This is a genomic window from Micromonospora sp. NPDC023814 (assembly GCF_040639595.1).
GTDB lineage: Bacteria > Actinomycetota > Actinomycetes > Mycobacteriales > Micromonosporaceae > Micromonospora.
This window is the reverse complement of the sequence record NZ_JBFAAF010000060.1, coordinates 12,616-28,424: the sequence shown is the minus strand read 5'-3', so window position 1 is coordinate 28,424 and position 15,809 is coordinate 12,616. Positions and strand designations below refer to the sequence as shown.

The window sequence follows — 15,809 nt, the reverse complement described above, 5'->3', positions numbered from 1 at the left end:
GTCAGTTGGCCGCGGCCGGCGGCATCGCCTCGTCGGCGACGTAGGACCGCAGCGGCAGACTCACCGGCTCGGGGCCGGTCGCGTCCACGTACGGGGTGGGCGAGTCGGCGACCGCGAACTGGGTGCGGTAGAGCTCGGCGTAGAGCCCGCCCACGGCGACCAGCTCCTCGTGCCGGCCCCGCTCGACGATCCGACCGTCGTCGAGGACCAGGATCTGGTCGGCGTCGCGGACGGTGGAGAGCCGGTGCGCGATCACCAGCGCCGTACGCCCCGTCAGCGCCACCGACAGCGCCCGCTGCACCGCCGCCTCACTCTCCGAGTCGAGGTGCGCGGTCGCCTCGTCGAGGATCACGATCGACGGGGCCTTGAGCAGCAGCCGGGCGATGGCGATGCGCTGCTTCTCGCCGCCCGAGAAGCGGTAGCCGCGCTCGCCGACGGTGGTGTCCAGCCCGTCCGGCAGGGACCGCACCAGGTCGGCGACCTGCGCGCCGGCCAGCGCCGCCCAGATCTCGTCGTCGGTGGCGTCCGGCTTGGCGTAGCGCAGGTTGTCGGCGATGGTCTCGTGGAACAGGTGCGAATCCTGGGTCACCACGCCGATCTCGTCGCGCAGCGAGTCGAAGGTGGCGTCGCGGACGTCGACCCCGCCGACCAGCACCTGCCCGTCAGTGACGTCGTAGACCCGGGAGATCAGCATGGACAGCGTCGACTTGCCGGCCCCGGAGGGCCCGACCAGCGCCACCATCTGCCCCGGCTCGACGGCGAACGAGACGCCCTTGAGCACCGGCTCGTTGACCGTACGATCCAGCGCGGCGACCTCCTCCAGCGAGGCCAGCGAGATCTCCGCGGCGCTGGGGTAGCGGAACCGCACGTCGCGGAACTCGACCCGGCCGCTGCCCCGGGGCACCGCGACGGCGTCGGGCTTCTCCTCGATGGCGGGCTTCAGGTCGAGCACCTCGAAGACCCGGTCGAAGGAGACCAGCGCGCTCATCACGTCCACCCGGACGTTGGACAGCGCGGTCAGCGGGCCGTAGAGGCGGGTGAGCAGCAACGCGAGGGTGACCACGGTGCCGGCGCTGACGTTGCCGGTGACCGCGAGCCAGCCGCCGAGGCCGTAGGTGAGCGCCTGGGCCAGCGAGGCGACCAGCAGCATCGCGACGAAGAACGTCCGCGAGTACATCGCGGACTGGATGCCGATGTCGCGGACCCGCTCGGCCCGCCCGGCGAACCGGCGCGCCTCCACCTCGGGCCGGCCGAAGAGCTTCACCAGCAGCGCCCCCGAGACGCCGAAGCGCTCGGTCATCGTCGCGTTCATCTTCGCGTCGAGGTTGTAGGACTCCCGGGTGATCTCGGCGAGCCGCTTGCCGACCCGGCGGGCCGGGATGATGAAGACCGGCAGCAGCACCAGCGACAGCGCCGTGATCTGCCAGGAGAGGGTGAACATCACGGCGGCGGTGAGCACCAGCTGGATGACGTTGCTGACCACGCCGGACAGCGTCGACGTGAACGCCCGCTGGGCGCCGAGCACGTCGTTGTTGAGCCGACTGACCAGAGCGCCGGTCTGGGTGCGGGTGAAGAACTGCAGCGGCATCCGCTGGACGTGGTCGTAGACCCGGGTGCGCAGGTCGAGGATGATGCCCTCGCCGATGCGGGCCGAATACCACCGCTGGGCCAGGGAGAGCAGCGCGTCGGCCACGGCGAGTGCGGCGATGACCAGGGCCAGCCGCACCACCAGGTCGCCAGCCCCCGAGCCGCCCCGGCTGATCGCGTCGATCACGTCGCCGGCGAGCACCGGGGTGGCGACCCCGATGATCGCAGCCAGCACCACGGTCACCAGGAAGACGACGATGTCGCGGCGGTAGGGCCGGGCGAAGGCCACGATCCGGCGGGCCACGCCGCGCTTGAGCCGGTGCGTGGAGATCTCGTCGCGGCTGCGCATCGACCGGAGCATGCTCCAACCGGCCATGCCGCCACCGGACATCGGGTTGGACACGTTCACCTCCGGGTCGTCGGGTCGACCGCACCGTCAGGTCGATTCTCCCGACGACTCTGACAACCTCGGTCGTAACCCGGATCTTCCCGAACGGTCCTTACTATTCTCCCCGCCCGGCGAGATCGCGCAGCCGACGCGTCTGCGCCTCGCGCTCGGCCCGCTGCTGCTCGCCGGCGGACCGGCCGGCAGCGCCGGCCAGCAGCGCCTTGATCTCCACCACCGCGTCCCGGTTGTTGGCCAGCAGGCCCGCCGTCAGGTCGCGCACCGCGGCGTCGAGGTCGGCGTTCGGCACGACCAGGGTGGCCAGGCCGATCCGGTCCGCCTCGGCGGCGTCCATCCGCCGGCCGGTGGCGCAGATCTCCAGCGCGCGGGAGTAGCCGACGAGGTCGACCAGGCGCTTGGTGCCGGCGAGATCCGGCACCAGGCCGAGCGTCACCTCGGCCATGGAGAACTTCGCGTCCTCGGCGAGCACCCGCAGGTCGCAGGCGAGCGCCAGCTGGAAGCCGGCGCCGATCGCGTGGCCCTGCACGGCGGCGACGGAGACGATGTCGGGCCGGTGCAACCAGGTGAAGCCGCCCTGCAACTCCGCGATGCGGTCCGCGCACTCCTGCTCGGGCAGGGTGGCGAGCTCGGCGAACGAGCCCGGCCCGGAGGCGCCGGCCACCGTCAGGTCGAGGCCGGCGGAGAACGCCCGCCCCTCGCCACGGACGACCACGACGCGGACGTCGCCGGGCAGATCGCGCGCGAAGTCGCTCATCGCGCGCCACATCGCCGGGGTCTGGGCGTTGAGCACGTCGGGCCGACACAACGTGACCGTCGCGACCGGCCCTTCGCATTCCAGCCGAACCCCGGTCGCCTCGGCGGTCACCGGACGACCCGGGGCGCGGTGCTGGTGGACGACGCTGGGGGGCGGGTCACGCCTTCTTGCGGCGCCGGGCGCCGCCGCGCTGCCGCAGCTGCACCCCGGACTCGGTGAGCACCCGGTGGATGAACCCGTAGGAACGGCCGGTCGAGGCCGCGAGCGCGCGGATGCTCTCACCCGAGGTGTACCGCTTTACCAGGTCCTTGGCGAGCGTCTGACGCTCGGCTCCGACGATCCGGCGACCCTTCTCAGTGCTGGTGGCTGTGCCAGTGGCTGCCATGCTGTGTCCTCACGTCCCAGACTGTGCGGTTCGGATACGGTCCCACCTATTAGACCGCCTCGAACGATCATGCGCCAGATATCAACTCTTCGCCAACCGACACGCTATGCGTTGTCATCTTCCCGATAGAGTGATACTCCCGACCCGGCCGGGGTCGGCGCAGCGTGCCCGCGCGGCGACGACGGGCGCTCCGTACCCTGCCTGACGTGACGGACCTCCTCGACACGGCCGCTGGCGCGGCGGTGGTCTTCGCCGCCACCGACATCGACGACATCGTCGTCCTGACGCTGTTCTTCGTCGCCGCGCGCAGCACCGGCCGCCCCCGCACCTGGCAGATCGTGGCCGGGCAGTACCTGGGCATCGGCGCGCTGGCGCTGGCCAGCGCGGTGGTCGCGGCCGGGCTGCTGGTGGTGCCCGATCCGTGGACCGGGCTGCTCGGGCTGCTGCCGATCGCCCTCGGCGTGCGCGCGCTGCTCGACCGGGAAGCCGACGAGGCCCCGGCGGTGGTGGGCTCCACGCTCGGGGTGGCCGGGGTGACGATCGCCAACGGCGCGGACAACATCGCCGTCTACGTACCGGTGTTCCGCGCCCTCGGGCCGGCCGACAGCGCGGTGTTCCTGCTGGTCTTCGTGGTGCTCGTCGCGCTGTGGTGCGCGGCGGGCGCCTGGCTGGGCGGCCACCCCCGGGTGACCGGTGTGGTCGAACGAGCCGGCCACTGGCTCGTCCCGGCCGTGTTCATCGCCATCGGCGTGGTCATCCTGGCCACCTCGAACGTCCTCCCCCACCTCCTGACCCTCCTGCCCTGACCCCCCTCGCCGCGAGCCGCGAGCCGCGAGCCGCGAGCCGCGAGCCGCGTTGATCATGAAGTTGTTGCGCTCCGCCCGGGGCGTCGCGACAACAACTTCATGATCGACGCCGTGGGCCGGCGTCGGGCGGTGGGTCAGGCCAGCTCGACGAGTTCGAGCAGGTCGTCGCTCCAGGCGTCCTCGTCGCCGTCGGGGAGCAGGATGGCGCGGTCCGGCTTGAGCGCCATGACCGCGCCGGGGTCGTGGGTGACCAGCACGATCGCGCCCGGGTAGCGGGCGATGGCGTCGAGCACCTGCTCCCGGCTGACCGGATCGAGGTTGTTCGTCGGCTCGTCGAGCAGCAGCACGTTCGCCCCGGAGCAGACCAGGGTGGCCAGCGCCAGCCGGGTCTTCTCGCCGCCGGAGAGCACCCCGGCCGGCTTGTCCACGTCATCGCCGGAGAACAGGAACGCGCCGAGGATCTTCCGCAGGTCGGTGTCGGTCTGCTCGATGGCGGCGCTGCGCATGTGCTCCAGGACCGTGCGGTCCACGTCGAGCGTCTCGTGCTCCTGCGCGTAGTAGCCGAGCCGCAGGCCGTGGCCGGCGTGCACCTCGCCGGTGTCCGGCTCCAGCAGGCCGCCGAGCATCCGCAGCAGGGTGGTCTTGCCGGCGCCGTTGAGGCCGAGGATGGCCACCCGGGAGCCCCGGTCCACCGCCACGTTCACGTCGGTGAAGATCTCCAGCGAGCCGTACGACTTCGACAGGCCCGTCGCGGTGAGCGGGGTCTTGCCGCACGGGGCCGGGCTCGGGAAGCGCACCTTCGCCACCTTGTCGGCGACGCGTACCTCCTCCAGGCCGGCGATCAGCTTCTCGGCCCGCCGGGCCATGTTCTGCGCGGCGACGGTCTTGGTGGCCTTGGCCCGCATCTTGTCGGCCTGCGCCATCAGCGCGCCGGCCTTCTTCTCGGCGTTGGCCCGCTCCCGGCGGCGGCGCCGCTCGTCGGTCTCGCGGGCCTCCAGGTACGCCTTCCAGCCGAGGTTGTAGACGTCGACCACCGAGCGGGTGGCGTCGAGGAACCAGACCTTGTTGACCACCGACTCCAGCAGCGAACCGTCGTGGGAGATCACGATCAGGCCGCCCTTGTGGTTGGCGAGGAAGCTGCGCAGCCAGGTGATCGAGTCGGCGTCGAGGTGGTTGGTCGGCTCGTCGAGCAGCAGGATGCCGCCGCCGTTCTCGCCGGCGTCCCGGAACAGGATCCGGGCCAGCTCGATGCGGCGACGCTGGCCGCCGGAGAGGGTGCCGATGGTCTGCGCGAGCGCCCGGTCCGGCAGCCCGAGGTTGGCGCAGATCCGGGCGGCCTCGGCCTCGGCGGCGTACCCGCCGAGGGAGGCGAACTGGTCCTCCAGCGCGCCGTAGCGGCGGACCAGCCGGTCGTCGGCGCCGTCGGCGAGCTTGGCCTCGATCTCCTTCATCTGGGCCATCAGCACGTCCAGGCCCCGGGCGGAGAGCACCCGGTCGCGGCCGGTGACCTCCAGGTCGCCGGTCCGCGGGTCCTGCGGGAGGTAGCCGATGGCGCTGCGCCGCTCGATCTGCCCGGCGTAGGGCTGCCCCTCGCCGGCGAGCACCTTGAGCGTGGTGGTCTTGCCGGCGCCGTTGCGGCCGACCAGACCGATCCGGTCACCCGGCTGCACCCGCAGCGTGGTGTCGGACAGCAGGATCCGGGCGCCGGCACGAAGCTCCAGGCCGGTGGCAGTGATCATGTCGGAGGACTCGCTCTCGGGGTCTGGAAGGGCTGACTCAGGGCACGCGAAAGCGCCGGCGGGCACGAGGCCCGTCGGCGCGGGGCGGTTCAGCCTTCGCAGAGCAGCACGTGGCAAGTGTACCGGGCGTCGCCCGACCGCCCCGCCGGATTACCGACCAAGATCATCGGGTACCGAAACGCCGTCCGGACCCGGTCCGGTACCGCAACCACCAAAACGGATCAAACGGTGATCGGGGTAGACATGGAGCTGAACGAGAACGCGCGGATCGACACCAGCCAGGTGGACGACCGGCGAGGATCCGGCGGGGGCGGCGGGCTGGGCGGCATTCCCATCCCGATCGGCGCCGGCCGGGGCGGCATCGTCGGCCTCGTCATCGCCGTGCTGGTGGCCCTCGTCGGCGGCGGCTTCGGCCTGAACGCCGCCACCAACGGCGGCGGGGACCCGCAGGGCGACAACACGTCGCTGGAGCAGAAGTGCTCGGCCGACGACGCGCTCCAGCAGCTCGACTGCCGCAACGCGCTCTACGTCAACTCCATCCAGGCGTACTGGCAGAAGGCGCTGCCCGAGGCGTTCGGCGAGCAGTACCGCCCGTCCCGGACGGTGTTCTTCAGCCAGGGCGTCAACACCGCCTGCGGGCAGGCCGACTCCGGCGTCGGCCCGTTCTACTGCCCCGCCGACGACCTGGTCTACATCGACCTCACCTTCTACCGGGTGCTCGCCCAGCAGCTCGGGGCCTCCGGCGAATTCGCCCAGCCGTACGTGCTCGCCCACGAGTACGGCCACCACGTGCAGGACCTGCTCGGCACCGAGGCCCAGATGCGCCGCCAGCAGCAGCGCGACCCCGACAACGCCAACGCGCTCTCGGTCAAGCTGGAGCTGCAGGCCGACTGCTACGCCGGCGCCTGGGCGAAGAACGCCACCGGCACCGCCGACTCCAGTGGCCAGAAGATCTTCACCAGCATCAGCGAGCAGGACATCCAGCAGGCCGTCGACACCGCCGAGAAGATCGGCGACGACGCCATCTCCGAGCGGGCGAACCGGCCGGTGAACCCCGACGAGTTCACCCACGGCTCGTCGCAGCAGCGCAAGGAGTGGTTCACCCGGGGCTACTCCACCGGCGACCCGAAGTCCTGCGACACCTTCAGCGGGGCGCTGTGAGCCCGTCGCCCGCCCCGCAACGGGGTCCCGCGTCGCCGCGTCGGCAAGCGGGGCCCCGGTTCAGTTGAAGGGGTCGCGGACCAGGATCCGGACCGCCCGGGCAGCCGCGATCGCGCCGACCAGCACGGCGTGCCGGGGCTCGGGCACGTCCAACAGCCGCTCCGCGCGCAGCGCCGCCAGCGGCGCGAGCCGCCGGTCGGCCAGCACGGCGTCCACCGCCCGCCGGTCGCCGCCGCAGACCAGCGCGCTCAGCGACGACGCCTCCGGCAACAGCAGCCGTACGGCCAGCTCGGTCGCGTCGCCCAGCGCCGCCTTCGCCTGGTTGTCGCGCCGCCGGGCGAAGCGCTGCTGGGACCAGCCCCCGGCGGCGGTGCGGCCCTGCACGTACCGGGTGTCCACCTTCGACACCGTCAGCTCCTCCCCCGCCGCGACGCCCACCGCCACCGCGCCCTTGCGGGCCAGCAGCAGGCCGATCCGGCGGGGTGTGGCCGCGGCGGCCACGAATCCGGGCACGTCCGGGGCGGCCGGCGCACCGGGCGGGGCGTGCAGCTCGGCGGTCGCGCCGTCCGGCGCGGCGAGCAGCAGCCCGTACCCCTGAATGGTCGTGGTGGGCGAGCCGTGCCGGTCGGCGAAGCCCTCGACCCAGCGGGCGACCCGGCCGGGGCCGACCTCGACCCAACGGCCACCCCCGGCTGCGGGTCGGCTGCTCATACGGCCGAACCTACGGCACCGGACCGTCGGCGGCTCAGTCGGGCAGCAGCATCGCGACGGCCAGCGCGGCGATGATCGCGCTGGAGAGCAGCGCGGTCACCAGCCGCCCGCGCGGCCCGGCGAGTACCCGGCCGACCAGGGTGCCACCGCCGGCGATGAGCAGTTGCCAGCTCGCCGAGGCGACGAACGCGCCGAGCACGAAGAGCGCGGCGGCCCGTGGATCCGGGTCGGCGGCATCGCCCCGGCCCAGCACGAGCGCCGCGAAGTACACCACGGTCGCGGGGTTCAGCAGGGTCAGCGCGAGCACGCCGGCGAAGGCCCGGGGCGGGGTGTCCAGGCCCCGACGGGCACCGGTCGTCCCGGTCGCGGCGCGCGGCCGCAGCGCACGCCAGGCACCGTGGCCGGCGAGGGCGAGCAGCACGGCGGCGGCGGCCAGCCGCAGCGGACCCGCGACCGGGGCGATCAGGCCGGCGACCGCGGCCCCGCCGAGGGCTGCCACGGCGGCGTAGAGCCCGTCCGCGGCGGCCACTCCGAGCGCGGCGGCGGCGCCGACCCGGAACGACGTGCGGGCGCTGAGCCCGAGGATGAGGATCGCGATCGCACCGACCGGCACGGCGACGCCGTAGCCGGCGACCAGACCGGCCAGGAACGCGCCGGTCACGACGGCCGGCGGCGGGTCGAGACGCGACCGGGCACCGTCCGCTGTCGCCGCGCGGCGGCGGTCGCGGCAACGGGGAGGCTCAGCACCGGGTACGTCTCGATCACGCCCCGATCCTGCTTCCCCACCTCACCCGCCGCCACCCATTTCCCGGCACTCGCCGGCTGCGACGGACGCCGCCGTGGGCGTCAGGCCAGCCGGTGCGCCGCGACCGTGTTCGAGCAGTCGGCGATGGTGGTGGGCTCCGAGACGCTGAGGGCGTCCAACCGGGACCACCCGTTGACTCCGGTGGTGGTGTTACGGAGGAAGATCCAGAGCGCGTTGGTGTAGGTGGCGCAGTGGACGTCGATCCCCTGACTCGGGTAGCCGAGCCCGCGACTGCCGCAGTCGATGTGCGGATAGGCCCGGATGTTGGTCCCGTTCCCGAACGAGATGGCACCCCCGCTGTACAGATCCGGGTGGGTGCCGTGCCCGCTGCAGTGGGCACTGGCCGGGCTGGCGGGCAGCAACGCCAGCGCCGAGCCACTCGTGACGAGCGCCAGCGCGGACGCGATGGAGAGCAACCGAGATCGCATGTGCCGTCTCCTCCAGATAGATGGTGACAACTATCGATAGAGGATGTCACGCGGATCGCACCCTGGCGTCGCTCCGCCGGAACGCGGCAGGGTGGAAGAGAAGGCAGTCCCCGCACGCGCCGGGCCATCCGCGGCTGTGGGACACCCGCGCCGTCGTCGGCGAGCTGGCCGCCGTCGTCCGTCGACAGGAACGCGTCGAGCGCGCCGCCCGGGAGGGGCGGCGCGCTCGACGGGGACCGACGCCGGGCCGGGTCAGACGTTGAAGCCGAGGGAGCGGAGCTGGTCGCGCCCCTCGTCGGTGATCTTGTCGGGGCCCCACGGCGGGAGCCACACCCAGTTGATCCGGATGTCGTCGACCAGGCCGCCGCCGGGGCCGGTGGTCAGCGCCTGGCGGGCCTGGTCCTCGATCACGTCGGTCAGCGGGCAGGCCGCCGACGTCAGCGTCATGTCCAGCGTGGCGACGTTGTCGTCGCCGACGTGCACGCCGTACACCAGGCCGAGGTCGACCACGTTGATGCCCAGCTCGGGGTCGACGACGTCCTTCATCGCCTCCTCGATGTCGGCGACGGCGGCCCGGGCACCCGCGGCCTTGCCGCCGTCACCCGCGGCCGGCGCGGCGGCGTCCGTGGCCGGCGTCGCCGTGCCCTCGGTCGCCGGCGTCGCCGCGGTGGCGGTGTCCTCGCTACTCATGCCTTAACCTCCGAAGGGCTCACGCCCACGCCGGCGCGTGCCGCGGCGTCCTTGAACGCCATCCACGGCAACAGCGCGCACTTCACCCGGGCGGGGTAGCGGGCGACGCCCGCGAACGCGACCCCGTCACCGAGCACGTCCTCGTCCGGCGTGACCTGACCACGGCCGGACATCAACTCCACGAACGCCTCGTGCACCCGGAACGCCTCACCCGCGCCCCGCCCGACCAGCAGCTCGTGCAACACGCTCGCCGACGCCTGGCTGATCGAGCAGCCCATGCCGTCGTACGAGACGTCGTGCAGCACGTCGCCGTCGGTCGCCACCCGGACCGTGACCTCGTCGCCGCAGGTCGGGTTGACGTGGTGCGCCTCGGCGACCCGGGCGCCCGGGTCGTCCGCGTCGCGCAGGCCACGGCCGTGCGGGTGCTTGTAGTGGTCCAGGATGATCTCCTGGTAGAGCTGGTCGAGCTGCATCAGTCGAACACCTTCCGCGCCTGCTCCAGGCCCGCCACCAGGGCGTCGATCTCCTCGGTGGTGGTGTAGAGGTAGAACGAGGCCCGCGTCATGGCCGGCACGCCGAACCGGGTGCACACCGGCCGGGCACAGTGGTGGCCCACCCGCACCTGCACGCCGAGCGAGTCGAGCACCTGCCCGACGTCGTGCGGGTGGATGTCGCCGAGGGCGAACGAGATGGTGCCGCCCCGGCCCACCGGCACGGTCGGCCCGAAGATCCGCAGGCCGCGCACCGTGGCGAGGGCGTCCAGCGCGTACGCCGTCAGCTCCTTCTCGTGCCACTGGATGGCCCGCATCCCGATGCCGGTGAGGTAGTCGACGGCAGCGCCGAGCGCGACCGCCTCGGCGATCGGCGGGGTGCCCGCCTCGAACCGGGCCGGCGGCGCGGCGAACGTCGAGCGCGCCATCGACACCGTCTCGATCATCGACCCTCCGCCGAGCACCGGCGGCATCGCCGCCAGCAGCTCGGCCCGGCCCCAGAGCACCCCGATGCCGGTCGGGCCGCACATCTTGTGCCCGGTGAACACGACGAAGTCGGCGTCGTAGTCGACCACGTCCATCGGCATGTGCGGCACCGACTGGGAGCAGTCGAGCAGCAGCAGCGCCCCCACCTCGCGGACCCGCTCGGTGATCCGCGCGGTGGCGTTGACGGTGCCGAGGATGTTGGACATGTGCACCAGGGAGACGATCTTCGTCCGCTCGGTGACCAGGTCCGCCAGCCCCGACTCGTCCAGGCGCCCGTGGTCGGTGACCGGGAACCAGCGCAGCGTCGCGCCGGTCCGCTCGCAGAGCAGCTGCCACGGGACGATGTTCGAGTGGTGCTCCATCTCGGAGATCACCACCTCGTCACCGGGGCCGAGCCGGAACCGCGGGTCGGCGTCGGGCCGCAGCGAAGCGTTGGAGAAGGCGTACGCGACGATGTTGATCGCCTCGGTGGAGTTCTTGGTGAACACCACCTCGTCCACGCTCGGCGCGTTGACGAACGCGGCGACCTTCGCCCGGGCGCCCTCGTACGCCTCGGTGGCCTCCGTGCCCAGCGTGTGCACCGAGCGGGAGACGTTGGCGTTGTGCATCGCGTAGTGCTCGGCGAGCACGTCGAGCACCTGCCGCGGTTTGTGCGAGGTGTTGGCGCTGTCGAGATAGACCAGCCGGTGCCCGTTGACCTCCCGGTCCAGGATCGGGAAGTCGGCGCGCACCTTCGCCACGTCGTAACGCGGCACGTCGTCGTACTGCGGCATCCCCGGCGGGATCGCGATGGTAGTCATGTCGACCGGCCCACCCATTCTCGAGAGGAATCAGGCCCGCGCCGAACCGGCCCCGGCGACGTACCGCTCGTAGCCCTCTTCCTCGAGCTTGTCGGCCAGCTCCGGGCCGCCCTGCTCGACGATCCGGCCGGCCACGAACACGTGCACGAAGTCCGGCTTGATGTAGCGCAGGATCCGGGTGTAGTGGGTGATCAGCAGCAGGCCGGTGTCGCCGGTGTCGCGCACCCGGTTCACTCCCTCGCTGACCACGCGCAGCGCGTCGACGTCGAGGCCGGAGTCGGTCTCGTCGAGGATGGCCATCTTCGGCTTGAGCAGCTCCAGCTGCACGATCTCGTGCCGCTTCTTCTCACCGCCGGAGAAGCCCTCGTTGACGTTGCGCTGGGCGAACGCCGGATCCATCTGGAGGCGCTCCATGGCCCCACGCAGCTCGCCGCCCCAGGTGCGCAGCTTCGGCGCCTCGCCGTCGATGGCGGTCTTGGCGGTACGCAGGAAGTTCGCCACCGAGACGCCGGGCACCTCGACCGGGTACTGCATGGCCAGGAAGAGGCCGGCGCGGGCCCGCTCGTCGACGGACATGGCCAGCACGTCCTCGCCGTCGAGGGTCACCGAGCCGCCGGTGATCTCGTACTTGGGGTGGCCGGCGATCGAGTAGGCCAGGGTGGACTTGCCGGAGCCGTTCGGCCCCATGATCGCGTGGGTCTCGCCCGAGCGGACGGTCAGGTCGACACCGGCCAGGATCGGCTTGAGCTCACCCTCGGGCAGCTTGACCGACACCTTCAGGTCGCGGATCTCCAGGGTGCTCATTATCGGGTCACTCCATTGCTCGGCGCGAGGCTGACGTAGATGTCGCCGTCGCGGACTTCGACGGGATAGACGGGAACGGGTTCGGTGGCGGGCAGCCCGGTCGGCTCGCCGGTCCTCAGGTCGAAACGGGAACCGTGCAGCCAACATTCCAGCGTGCAGCCGGAGACCTCCCCCTCGGAGAGGGCGACCGCGGCGTGCGAGCACTCGTCGTAGACGGCGTAGAAGGCGTCGTCCTCGCCGTGCACGATCGCGAGCTGCGTGCCGTCGACGTCCGCGGCGATCGCGGTGCCCTTCGGCACGTCCTCGGTCGAGCAGATCTTGATCATCAGGCGTCGGCCTTGCTCAGCCGGGCCTCGATCGCGTCGCCGAGCCGCTCGCGCAGCTCCTCGACCGGGATCTTGTTGATCAGCTCGGCGAAGAAGCCGCGGACCACCAGGCGCCGCGCCTCGCCCTCCGGGATACCCCGGGCCATCAGGTAGAAAAGCTGCTCGTCGTCGAAGCGGCCGGTCGCGCTCGCGTGGCCGGCGCCGGCGATCTCGCCGGTCTCGATCTCCAGGTTGGGTACGGAGTCCGCCCGCGCGCCGTCGGTCAGCAGCAGGTTCCGGTTGATCTCGTACGTGTCGGTGCCGGTCGCCTCGGCGCGGATCAGCACGTCGCCCACCCAGACGGTGCGCGCGCTCTCGCCCTGCAGGGCGCCCCGGTAGCCGACGTAGCTGCGGCAGTCCGGCACGCTGTGGTCGACCAGCTGGCGGTGCTCCAGGTGCTGCCCCGAGTCGGCGAAGTAGAGGCCGTACAGCTCGGCCTCGCCGCCCCGGTCGGTGTACTCCACCGAGGTGTACTGCCGGACCAGGTCGCCACCGAGGGAGACCTGGACGTGGACCACCTTGGCGTCCCGACCCAGCTTCACCTTCAGGTGCTGGGCCTGGACGGCGTCGTCGGCCCAGTCGGCGATGGTGACCAGGGTCAGCTTCGCCCCGTCGGCCACCGCCACCTCGACGTTGTCGGCCAGCGTCGCCGAACCGGCGTGCTCCAGCACCAGGGTCGCCTCGGCGAACCGGCCGACCTCGACGAAGGTGTGCCCGAAGGCGACGCCCTCGGCGCCGTCGCCGACCACCCGCAGGGTCACCGGGTCGGTGACCACGGCGTCGCGGGCGACCTGGACCAGCAGCGCCTGCCCGGCCCCGCCGTAGGCCAGCGCGCTGACCCGGTCGACCGGGGTGAGCACGCTGCCCACCCGGGGGTCGTCGGAGCCGATCCGCTCGACGGTCACGCCCTCGGGCAGGTCGCCGTACTCGTGGCGGACCGTGCCGGTGGCGGCCTGCGCCCCGCCGACCAGCCCGCGCAGACGCTTGAGCGGGGTGAAGCGCCACTCCTCCTCCAGGCCCGTGAGGGCCGGGAAGTCGGCGACGTCGTACGAGCGGAGCGCCTGCGACTTGGTGCTGGGCGGCGCGGAAGCCTGGGTAGTCATCTCTTCCTTGGTCTGTTTCGCGACGACGGTCTCTGGTGCGGGGGCGGCGGGCCGGCGGACCGGCCCGCCCCGGGTCGGCGTCAGCCGACCGCGCCCTCCATCTGCAGCTCGATCAGGCGGTTGAGCTCCAGGGCGTACTCCATCGGGAGCTCCTTGGCGATCGGCTCGATGAAGCCGCGCACGATCATCGCCATCGCCTCGTCCTCGCTCAGGCCCCGGCTCATCAGGTAGAAGAGCTGGTCCTCGCTGACCTTGGAGACGGTGGCCTCGTGCCCCATCGACACGTCGTCCTCACGGATGTCGACGTACGGGTAGGTGTCGGAGCGGGAGATGGTGTCGACCAGGAGCGCGTCGCACTTGACCGTGCTGCGGCTGTTGGTCGAGCCCTCCAGCACCTGCACCAGGCCGCGGTACGACGTGCGGCCGCCGCCCCGGGCGATCGACTTGGAGACGATGGTGGAGGAGGTGTGCGGCGCGGCGTGCACCATCTTGGCGCCGGCGTCCTGGTGCTGGCCCTCGCCGGCCATGGCCACCGAGAGCACCTCGCCCTTGGCGTGCTCGCCGGTCATGTAGACCGCCGGGTACTTCATGGTGACCTTGGAGCCGATGTTGCCGTCGATCCACTCCATGGTCGCGCCCTCGTGGCACACGGCGCGCTTGGTGACCAGGTTGTAGACGTTGTTCGACCAGTTCTGGATGGTCGTGTAGCGGCACCGGGCGTTCTTCTTGACGATGATCTCCACCACGGCGCTGTGCAGCGAGTCCGAGGAGTAGATCGGTGCGGTGCAGCCCTCGACGTAGTGCACGTACGCGCCCTCGTCGACGATGATCAGCGTCCGCTCGAACTGGCCCATGTTCTCCGTGTTGATCCGGAAGTAGGCCTGCAGCGGGATCTCCACGTGCACGCCCTTCGGCACGTAGATGAACGAGCCGCCGGACCAGACGGAGGTGTTCAGCGCGGCGAACTTGTTGTCGCCGACCGGGATGACGGTGCCGAAGTACTCCTTGAACAGGTCCTCGTGCTCCTTGAGGGCGGTGTCGGTGTCGAGGAAGACGACGCCCTGCTCCTCCAGGTCCTCACGGATCTTGTGGTAGACGACCTCGGACTCGTACTGCGCCGCGACGCCCGCGATCAGCCGCTGCTTCTCCGCCTCGGGGATGCCCAGCTTGTCGTAGGTGTTCTTGATGTCCTCGGGCAGGTCCTCCCAGCTGGTGGCCTGCTTCTCGGTGGACCGGACGAAGTACTTGATGTTGTCGAAGTCGATCCCGGTGAGGTCGGCGCCCCAGGCCGGCATGGGCTTGCGGCCGAACAGCCGCAGGCCCTTCAGCCGCAGGTCGAGCATCCAGGCCGGCTCGTTCTTCTTGGCCGAGATGTCCCGCACCACCGCCTCGTTGAGGCCGCGCTGGGCCACCGCCCCGGCGACGTCGGGGTCGGCCCAGCCGTACTCGTAGCGACCCAGGGCGGCGAGCTGCTCTTCCTGGGTCAGGGGCTGGACGATCTGCTCGGTCATCTATCTGTCCTCACAGTGGTGACGGTCTTACCGGACTGGGCGCGCCCCGGCTGGGCGGGAATGTGCGTGGTGCACACCCCGTCGCCGTGCGCGATGGTGGCCAGGCGCTGCACGTGGGTGCCGACCAGGCGGGAGATCACCGCGGTCTCGGCCTCGCACAGCTGGGGGAACTCGGCGGCCACGTGCGCCACCGGGCAGTGGTGCTGACAGAGTTGGCCGCCGGAGGCGATCGTGGACGCGTTGGCAGCGTAGCCCTCGGCGGTCAGCGCCCCGGCGAGCGCCTCGGCCCGCGCGAGAGGGTCGTCGCCGGCGTCCTCCATGGCGGCCCGGCAGCGGGCCTCCAGGGTGGCGACCTGGTCGGCGGCGAACGCCTCGACCGCCTCGGCGCCGCCGTTGTGCGCGATCCAGCGCAGCGCGGCGGTGGCCATGTTGTCGTAGTGGTGGGTGCCGCAGCGGACCCGGGCCGCGTCGGTCAGCAGGAACACCTTCGCCGGGCGGCCCCGGCCCCGGTGACCGCGGACCGTCTGGTCGCGGGCGACCACGTCACCGTCGGCAAGCATCGCGTCGAGGTGCCGCCGGATCGCGGCCGGGCTGAGCCCGAGCGCCGAGCCGAGCTGCGCGGCGGTGGTCGCCCCCCGCTCCAGCAGCAGGTGGGTGACCCGGTCCCGGGTGGAAAGGTCGCCGGCGGACACGGACTGACCGGCGGCCGGGGCGGCCGCCGGCTGGTGCCCGGAGAGCGCCGCCGCGTTTTTCACAACGCCCACGTTACGTAATTCG

At 71.9% G+C, this 15,809-nt stretch carries 17 protein-coding genes; 2 read left to right on the top strand and 15 right to left on the bottom strand.

Annotated features, from left to right (window positions below):
• Nucleotide 1: 1 nt before the first annotated feature.
• From AB0G14_RS26355 to AB0G14_RS26345, 3 genes are all read right to left on the bottom strand, one after another.
• Nucleotides 2–1,978 carry an ABC transporter ATP-binding protein gene (locus AB0G14_RS26355; RefSeq protein WP_357701787.1) on the bottom strand — a complete coding sequence of 659 codons (1,977 nt, stop codon included), beginning with the start codon at nt 1,976–1,978 and terminating at the stop codon, nt 2–4.
• 112 nt (nt 1,979–2,090) lie between these two features.
• Nucleotides 2,091–2,858 carry an enoyl-CoA hydratase/isomerase family protein gene (locus AB0G14_RS26350; RefSeq protein ID WP_357701751.1) on the bottom strand — a complete coding sequence of 256 codons (768 nt, stop codon included), beginning with the start codon at nt 2,856–2,858 and terminating at the stop codon, nt 2,091–2,093.
• A gap of 46 nt (nt 2,859–2,904) precedes the next feature.
• Nucleotides 2,905–3,132 carry a helix-turn-helix domain-containing protein gene (locus tag AB0G14_RS26345; RefSeq protein WP_007462679.1) on the bottom strand — a complete coding sequence of 76 codons (228 nt, stop codon included), beginning with the start codon at nt 3,130–3,132 and terminating at the stop codon, nt 2,905–2,907.
• 206 nt (nt 3,133–3,338) lie between these two features.
• Here AB0G14_RS26345 and AB0G14_RS26340 point away from each other — a divergent pair, with 206 nt between their 5' ends.
• Nucleotides 3,339–3,938, top strand: a complete 600-nt coding sequence (locus AB0G14_RS26340; protein WP_357701749.1) for a cadmium resistance transporter — start codon at nt 3,339–3,341, stop codon at nt 3,936–3,938.
• A gap of 134 nt (nt 3,939–4,072) precedes the next feature.
• Here the strand turns inward: AB0G14_RS26340 and AB0G14_RS26335 are convergent, their stop codons facing one another.
• A complete protein-coding gene (locus AB0G14_RS26335; protein ID WP_357701747.1) occupies nt 4,073–5,677 on the bottom strand; it encodes an ABC-F family ATP-binding cassette domain-containing protein in 1,605 nt (534 codons plus the stop codon).
• A gap of 243 nt (nt 5,678–5,920) precedes the next feature.
• Here AB0G14_RS26335 and AB0G14_RS26330 point away from each other — a divergent pair, with 243 nt between their 5' ends.
• On the top strand, nt 5,921–6,838 hold the full coding sequence (locus AB0G14_RS26330) for a neutral zinc metallopeptidase (RefSeq protein ID WP_357701785.1): 918 nt from the start codon (nt 5,921–5,923) through the stop codon (nt 6,836–6,838).
• Between the two features lie 60 nt (nt 6,839–6,898).
• On the opposite strand, the gene AB0G14_RS26325 is transcribed toward AB0G14_RS26330, so the two are convergent.
• The 11 genes from AB0G14_RS26325 to AB0G14_RS26275 all read right to left on the bottom strand — a co-directional run bounded on the left by AB0G14_RS26325 (nt 6,899) and on the right by AB0G14_RS26275 (nt 15,787).
• A complete protein-coding gene (locus AB0G14_RS26325; RefSeq protein ID WP_357701745.1) occupies nt 6,899–7,549 on the bottom strand; it encodes an acVLRF1 family peptidyl-tRNA hydrolase in 651 nt (216 codons plus the stop codon).
• 34 nt (nt 7,550–7,583) lie between these two features.
• Entirely contained in the window at nt 7,584–8,210 is a 627-nt protein-coding gene (locus AB0G14_RS26320) for a LysE family transporter (protein ID WP_357701743.1), read from the bottom strand.
• Between the two features lie 185 nt (nt 8,211–8,395).
• The gene (locus AB0G14_RS26315; protein ID WP_357701741.1) at nt 8,396–8,782 is read right to left on the bottom strand and encodes a hypothetical protein; all 387 of its coding nucleotides are present in this window, start codon (nt 8,780–8,782) and stop codon (nt 8,396–8,398) included.
• A 252-nt stretch (nt 8,783–9,034) separates the two neighbouring features.
• Nucleotides 9,035–9,472, bottom strand: a complete 438-nt coding sequence (locus AB0G14_RS26310; protein ID WP_357701739.1) for a metal-sulfur cluster assembly factor — start codon at nt 9,470–9,472, stop codon at nt 9,035–9,037.
• On the bottom strand, nt 9,469–9,945 hold the full coding sequence (sufU, locus tag AB0G14_RS26305) for a Fe-S cluster assembly sulfur transfer protein SufU (RefSeq protein WP_357701737.1): 477 nt from the start codon (nt 9,943–9,945) through the stop codon (nt 9,469–9,471). The genes AB0G14_RS26310 and sufU overlap by 4 nt, the downstream gene beginning before the upstream one ends.
• Complete coding sequence (locus AB0G14_RS26300; protein WP_357701735.1) at nt 9,945–11,249, bottom strand: cysteine desulfurase; 1,305 nt, start codon at nt 11,247–11,249, stop codon at nt 9,945–9,947. The genes sufU and AB0G14_RS26300 overlap by 1 nt, the downstream gene beginning before the upstream one ends.
• Before the next feature lie 30 nt (nt 11,250–11,279).
• Nucleotides 11,280–12,053: a Fe-S cluster assembly ATPase SufC gene (gene sufC, locus AB0G14_RS26295; protein ID WP_350686401.1), complete on the bottom strand. Its 774-nt coding sequence runs from the start codon at nt 12,051–12,053 to the stop codon at nt 11,280–11,282.
• On the bottom strand, nt 12,053–12,379 hold the full coding sequence (locus AB0G14_RS26290) for a non-heme iron oxygenase ferredoxin subunit (RefSeq protein ID WP_357701733.1): 327 nt from the start codon (nt 12,377–12,379) through the stop codon (nt 12,053–12,055). Before AB0G14_RS26290 ends, sufC begins: the two co-directional genes overlap by 1 nt.
• Nucleotides 12,379–13,521, bottom strand: a complete 1,143-nt coding sequence (gene sufD / locus AB0G14_RS26285; protein ID WP_357701731.1) for a Fe-S cluster assembly protein SufD — start codon at nt 13,519–13,521, stop codon at nt 12,379–12,381. Before sufD ends, AB0G14_RS26290 begins: the two co-directional genes overlap by 1 nt.
• Before the next feature lie 80 nt (nt 13,522–13,601).
• Complete coding sequence (gene sufB, locus AB0G14_RS26280; RefSeq protein WP_357465121.1) at nt 13,602–15,032, bottom strand: Fe-S cluster assembly protein SufB; 1,431 nt, start codon at nt 15,030–15,032, stop codon at nt 13,602–13,604.
• Nucleotides 15,029–15,787 carry a transcriptional regulator gene (locus AB0G14_RS26275; RefSeq protein WP_357701729.1) on the bottom strand — a complete coding sequence of 253 codons (759 nt, stop codon included), beginning with the start codon at nt 15,785–15,787 and terminating at the stop codon, nt 15,029–15,031. Before AB0G14_RS26275 ends, sufB begins: the two co-directional genes overlap by 4 nt.
• Between the last annotated feature and the right edge of the window lie 22 nt (nt 15,788–15,809).

Coding starts and splice junctions, on each gene's coding strand:
- AB0G14_RS26315 (WP_357701741.1), bottom strand. CDS start 8,782: ATGCGATCTCGGTTGCTCTCCATCGCGTCCGCGCTGGCGCTCGTCACG.
- AB0G14_RS26300 (WP_357701735.1), bottom strand. CDS start 11,249: ATGACTACCATCGCGATCCCGCCGGGGATGCCGCAGTACGACGACGTG.
- AB0G14_RS26310 (WP_357701739.1), bottom strand. CDS start 9,472: ATGAGTAGCGAGGACACCGCCACCGCGGCGACGCCGGCGACCGAGGGC.
- AB0G14_RS26325 (WP_357701745.1), bottom strand. CDS start 7,549: ATGAGCAGCCGACCCGCAGCCGGGGGTGGCCGTTGGGTCGAGGTCGGC.
- AB0G14_RS26290 (WP_357701733.1), bottom strand. CDS start 12,379: ATGATCAAGATCTGCTCGACCGAGGACGTGCCGAAGGGCACCGCGATC.
- sufU (WP_357701737.1), bottom strand. CDS start 9,945: ATGCAGCTCGACCAGCTCTACCAGGAGATCATCCTGGACCACTACAAG.
- AB0G14_RS26355 (WP_357701787.1), bottom strand. CDS start 1,978: ATGTCCGGTGGCGGCATGGCCGGTTGGAGCATGCTCCGGTCGATGCGC.
- AB0G14_RS26335 (WP_357701747.1), bottom strand. CDS start 5,677: ATGATCACTGCCACCGGCCTGGAGCTTCGTGCCGGCGCCCGGATCCTG.
- sufC (WP_350686401.1), bottom strand. CDS start 12,053: ATGAGCACCCTGGAGATCCGCGACCTGAAGGTGTCGGTCAAGCTGCCC.
- AB0G14_RS26330 (WP_357701785.1), top strand. CDS start 5,921: ATGGAGCTGAACGAGAACGCGCGGATCGACACCAGCCAGGTGGACGAC.
- AB0G14_RS26345 (WP_007462679.1), bottom strand. CDS start 3,132: ATGGCAGCCACTGGCACAGCCACCAGCACTGAGAAGGGTCGCCGGATC.
- sufB (WP_357465121.1), bottom strand. CDS start 15,032: ATGACCGAGCAGATCGTCCAGCCCCTGACCCAGGAAGAGCAGCTCGCC.
- sufD (WP_357701731.1), bottom strand. CDS start 13,521: ATGACTACCCAGGCTTCCGCGCCGCCCAGCACCAAGTCGCAGGCGCTC.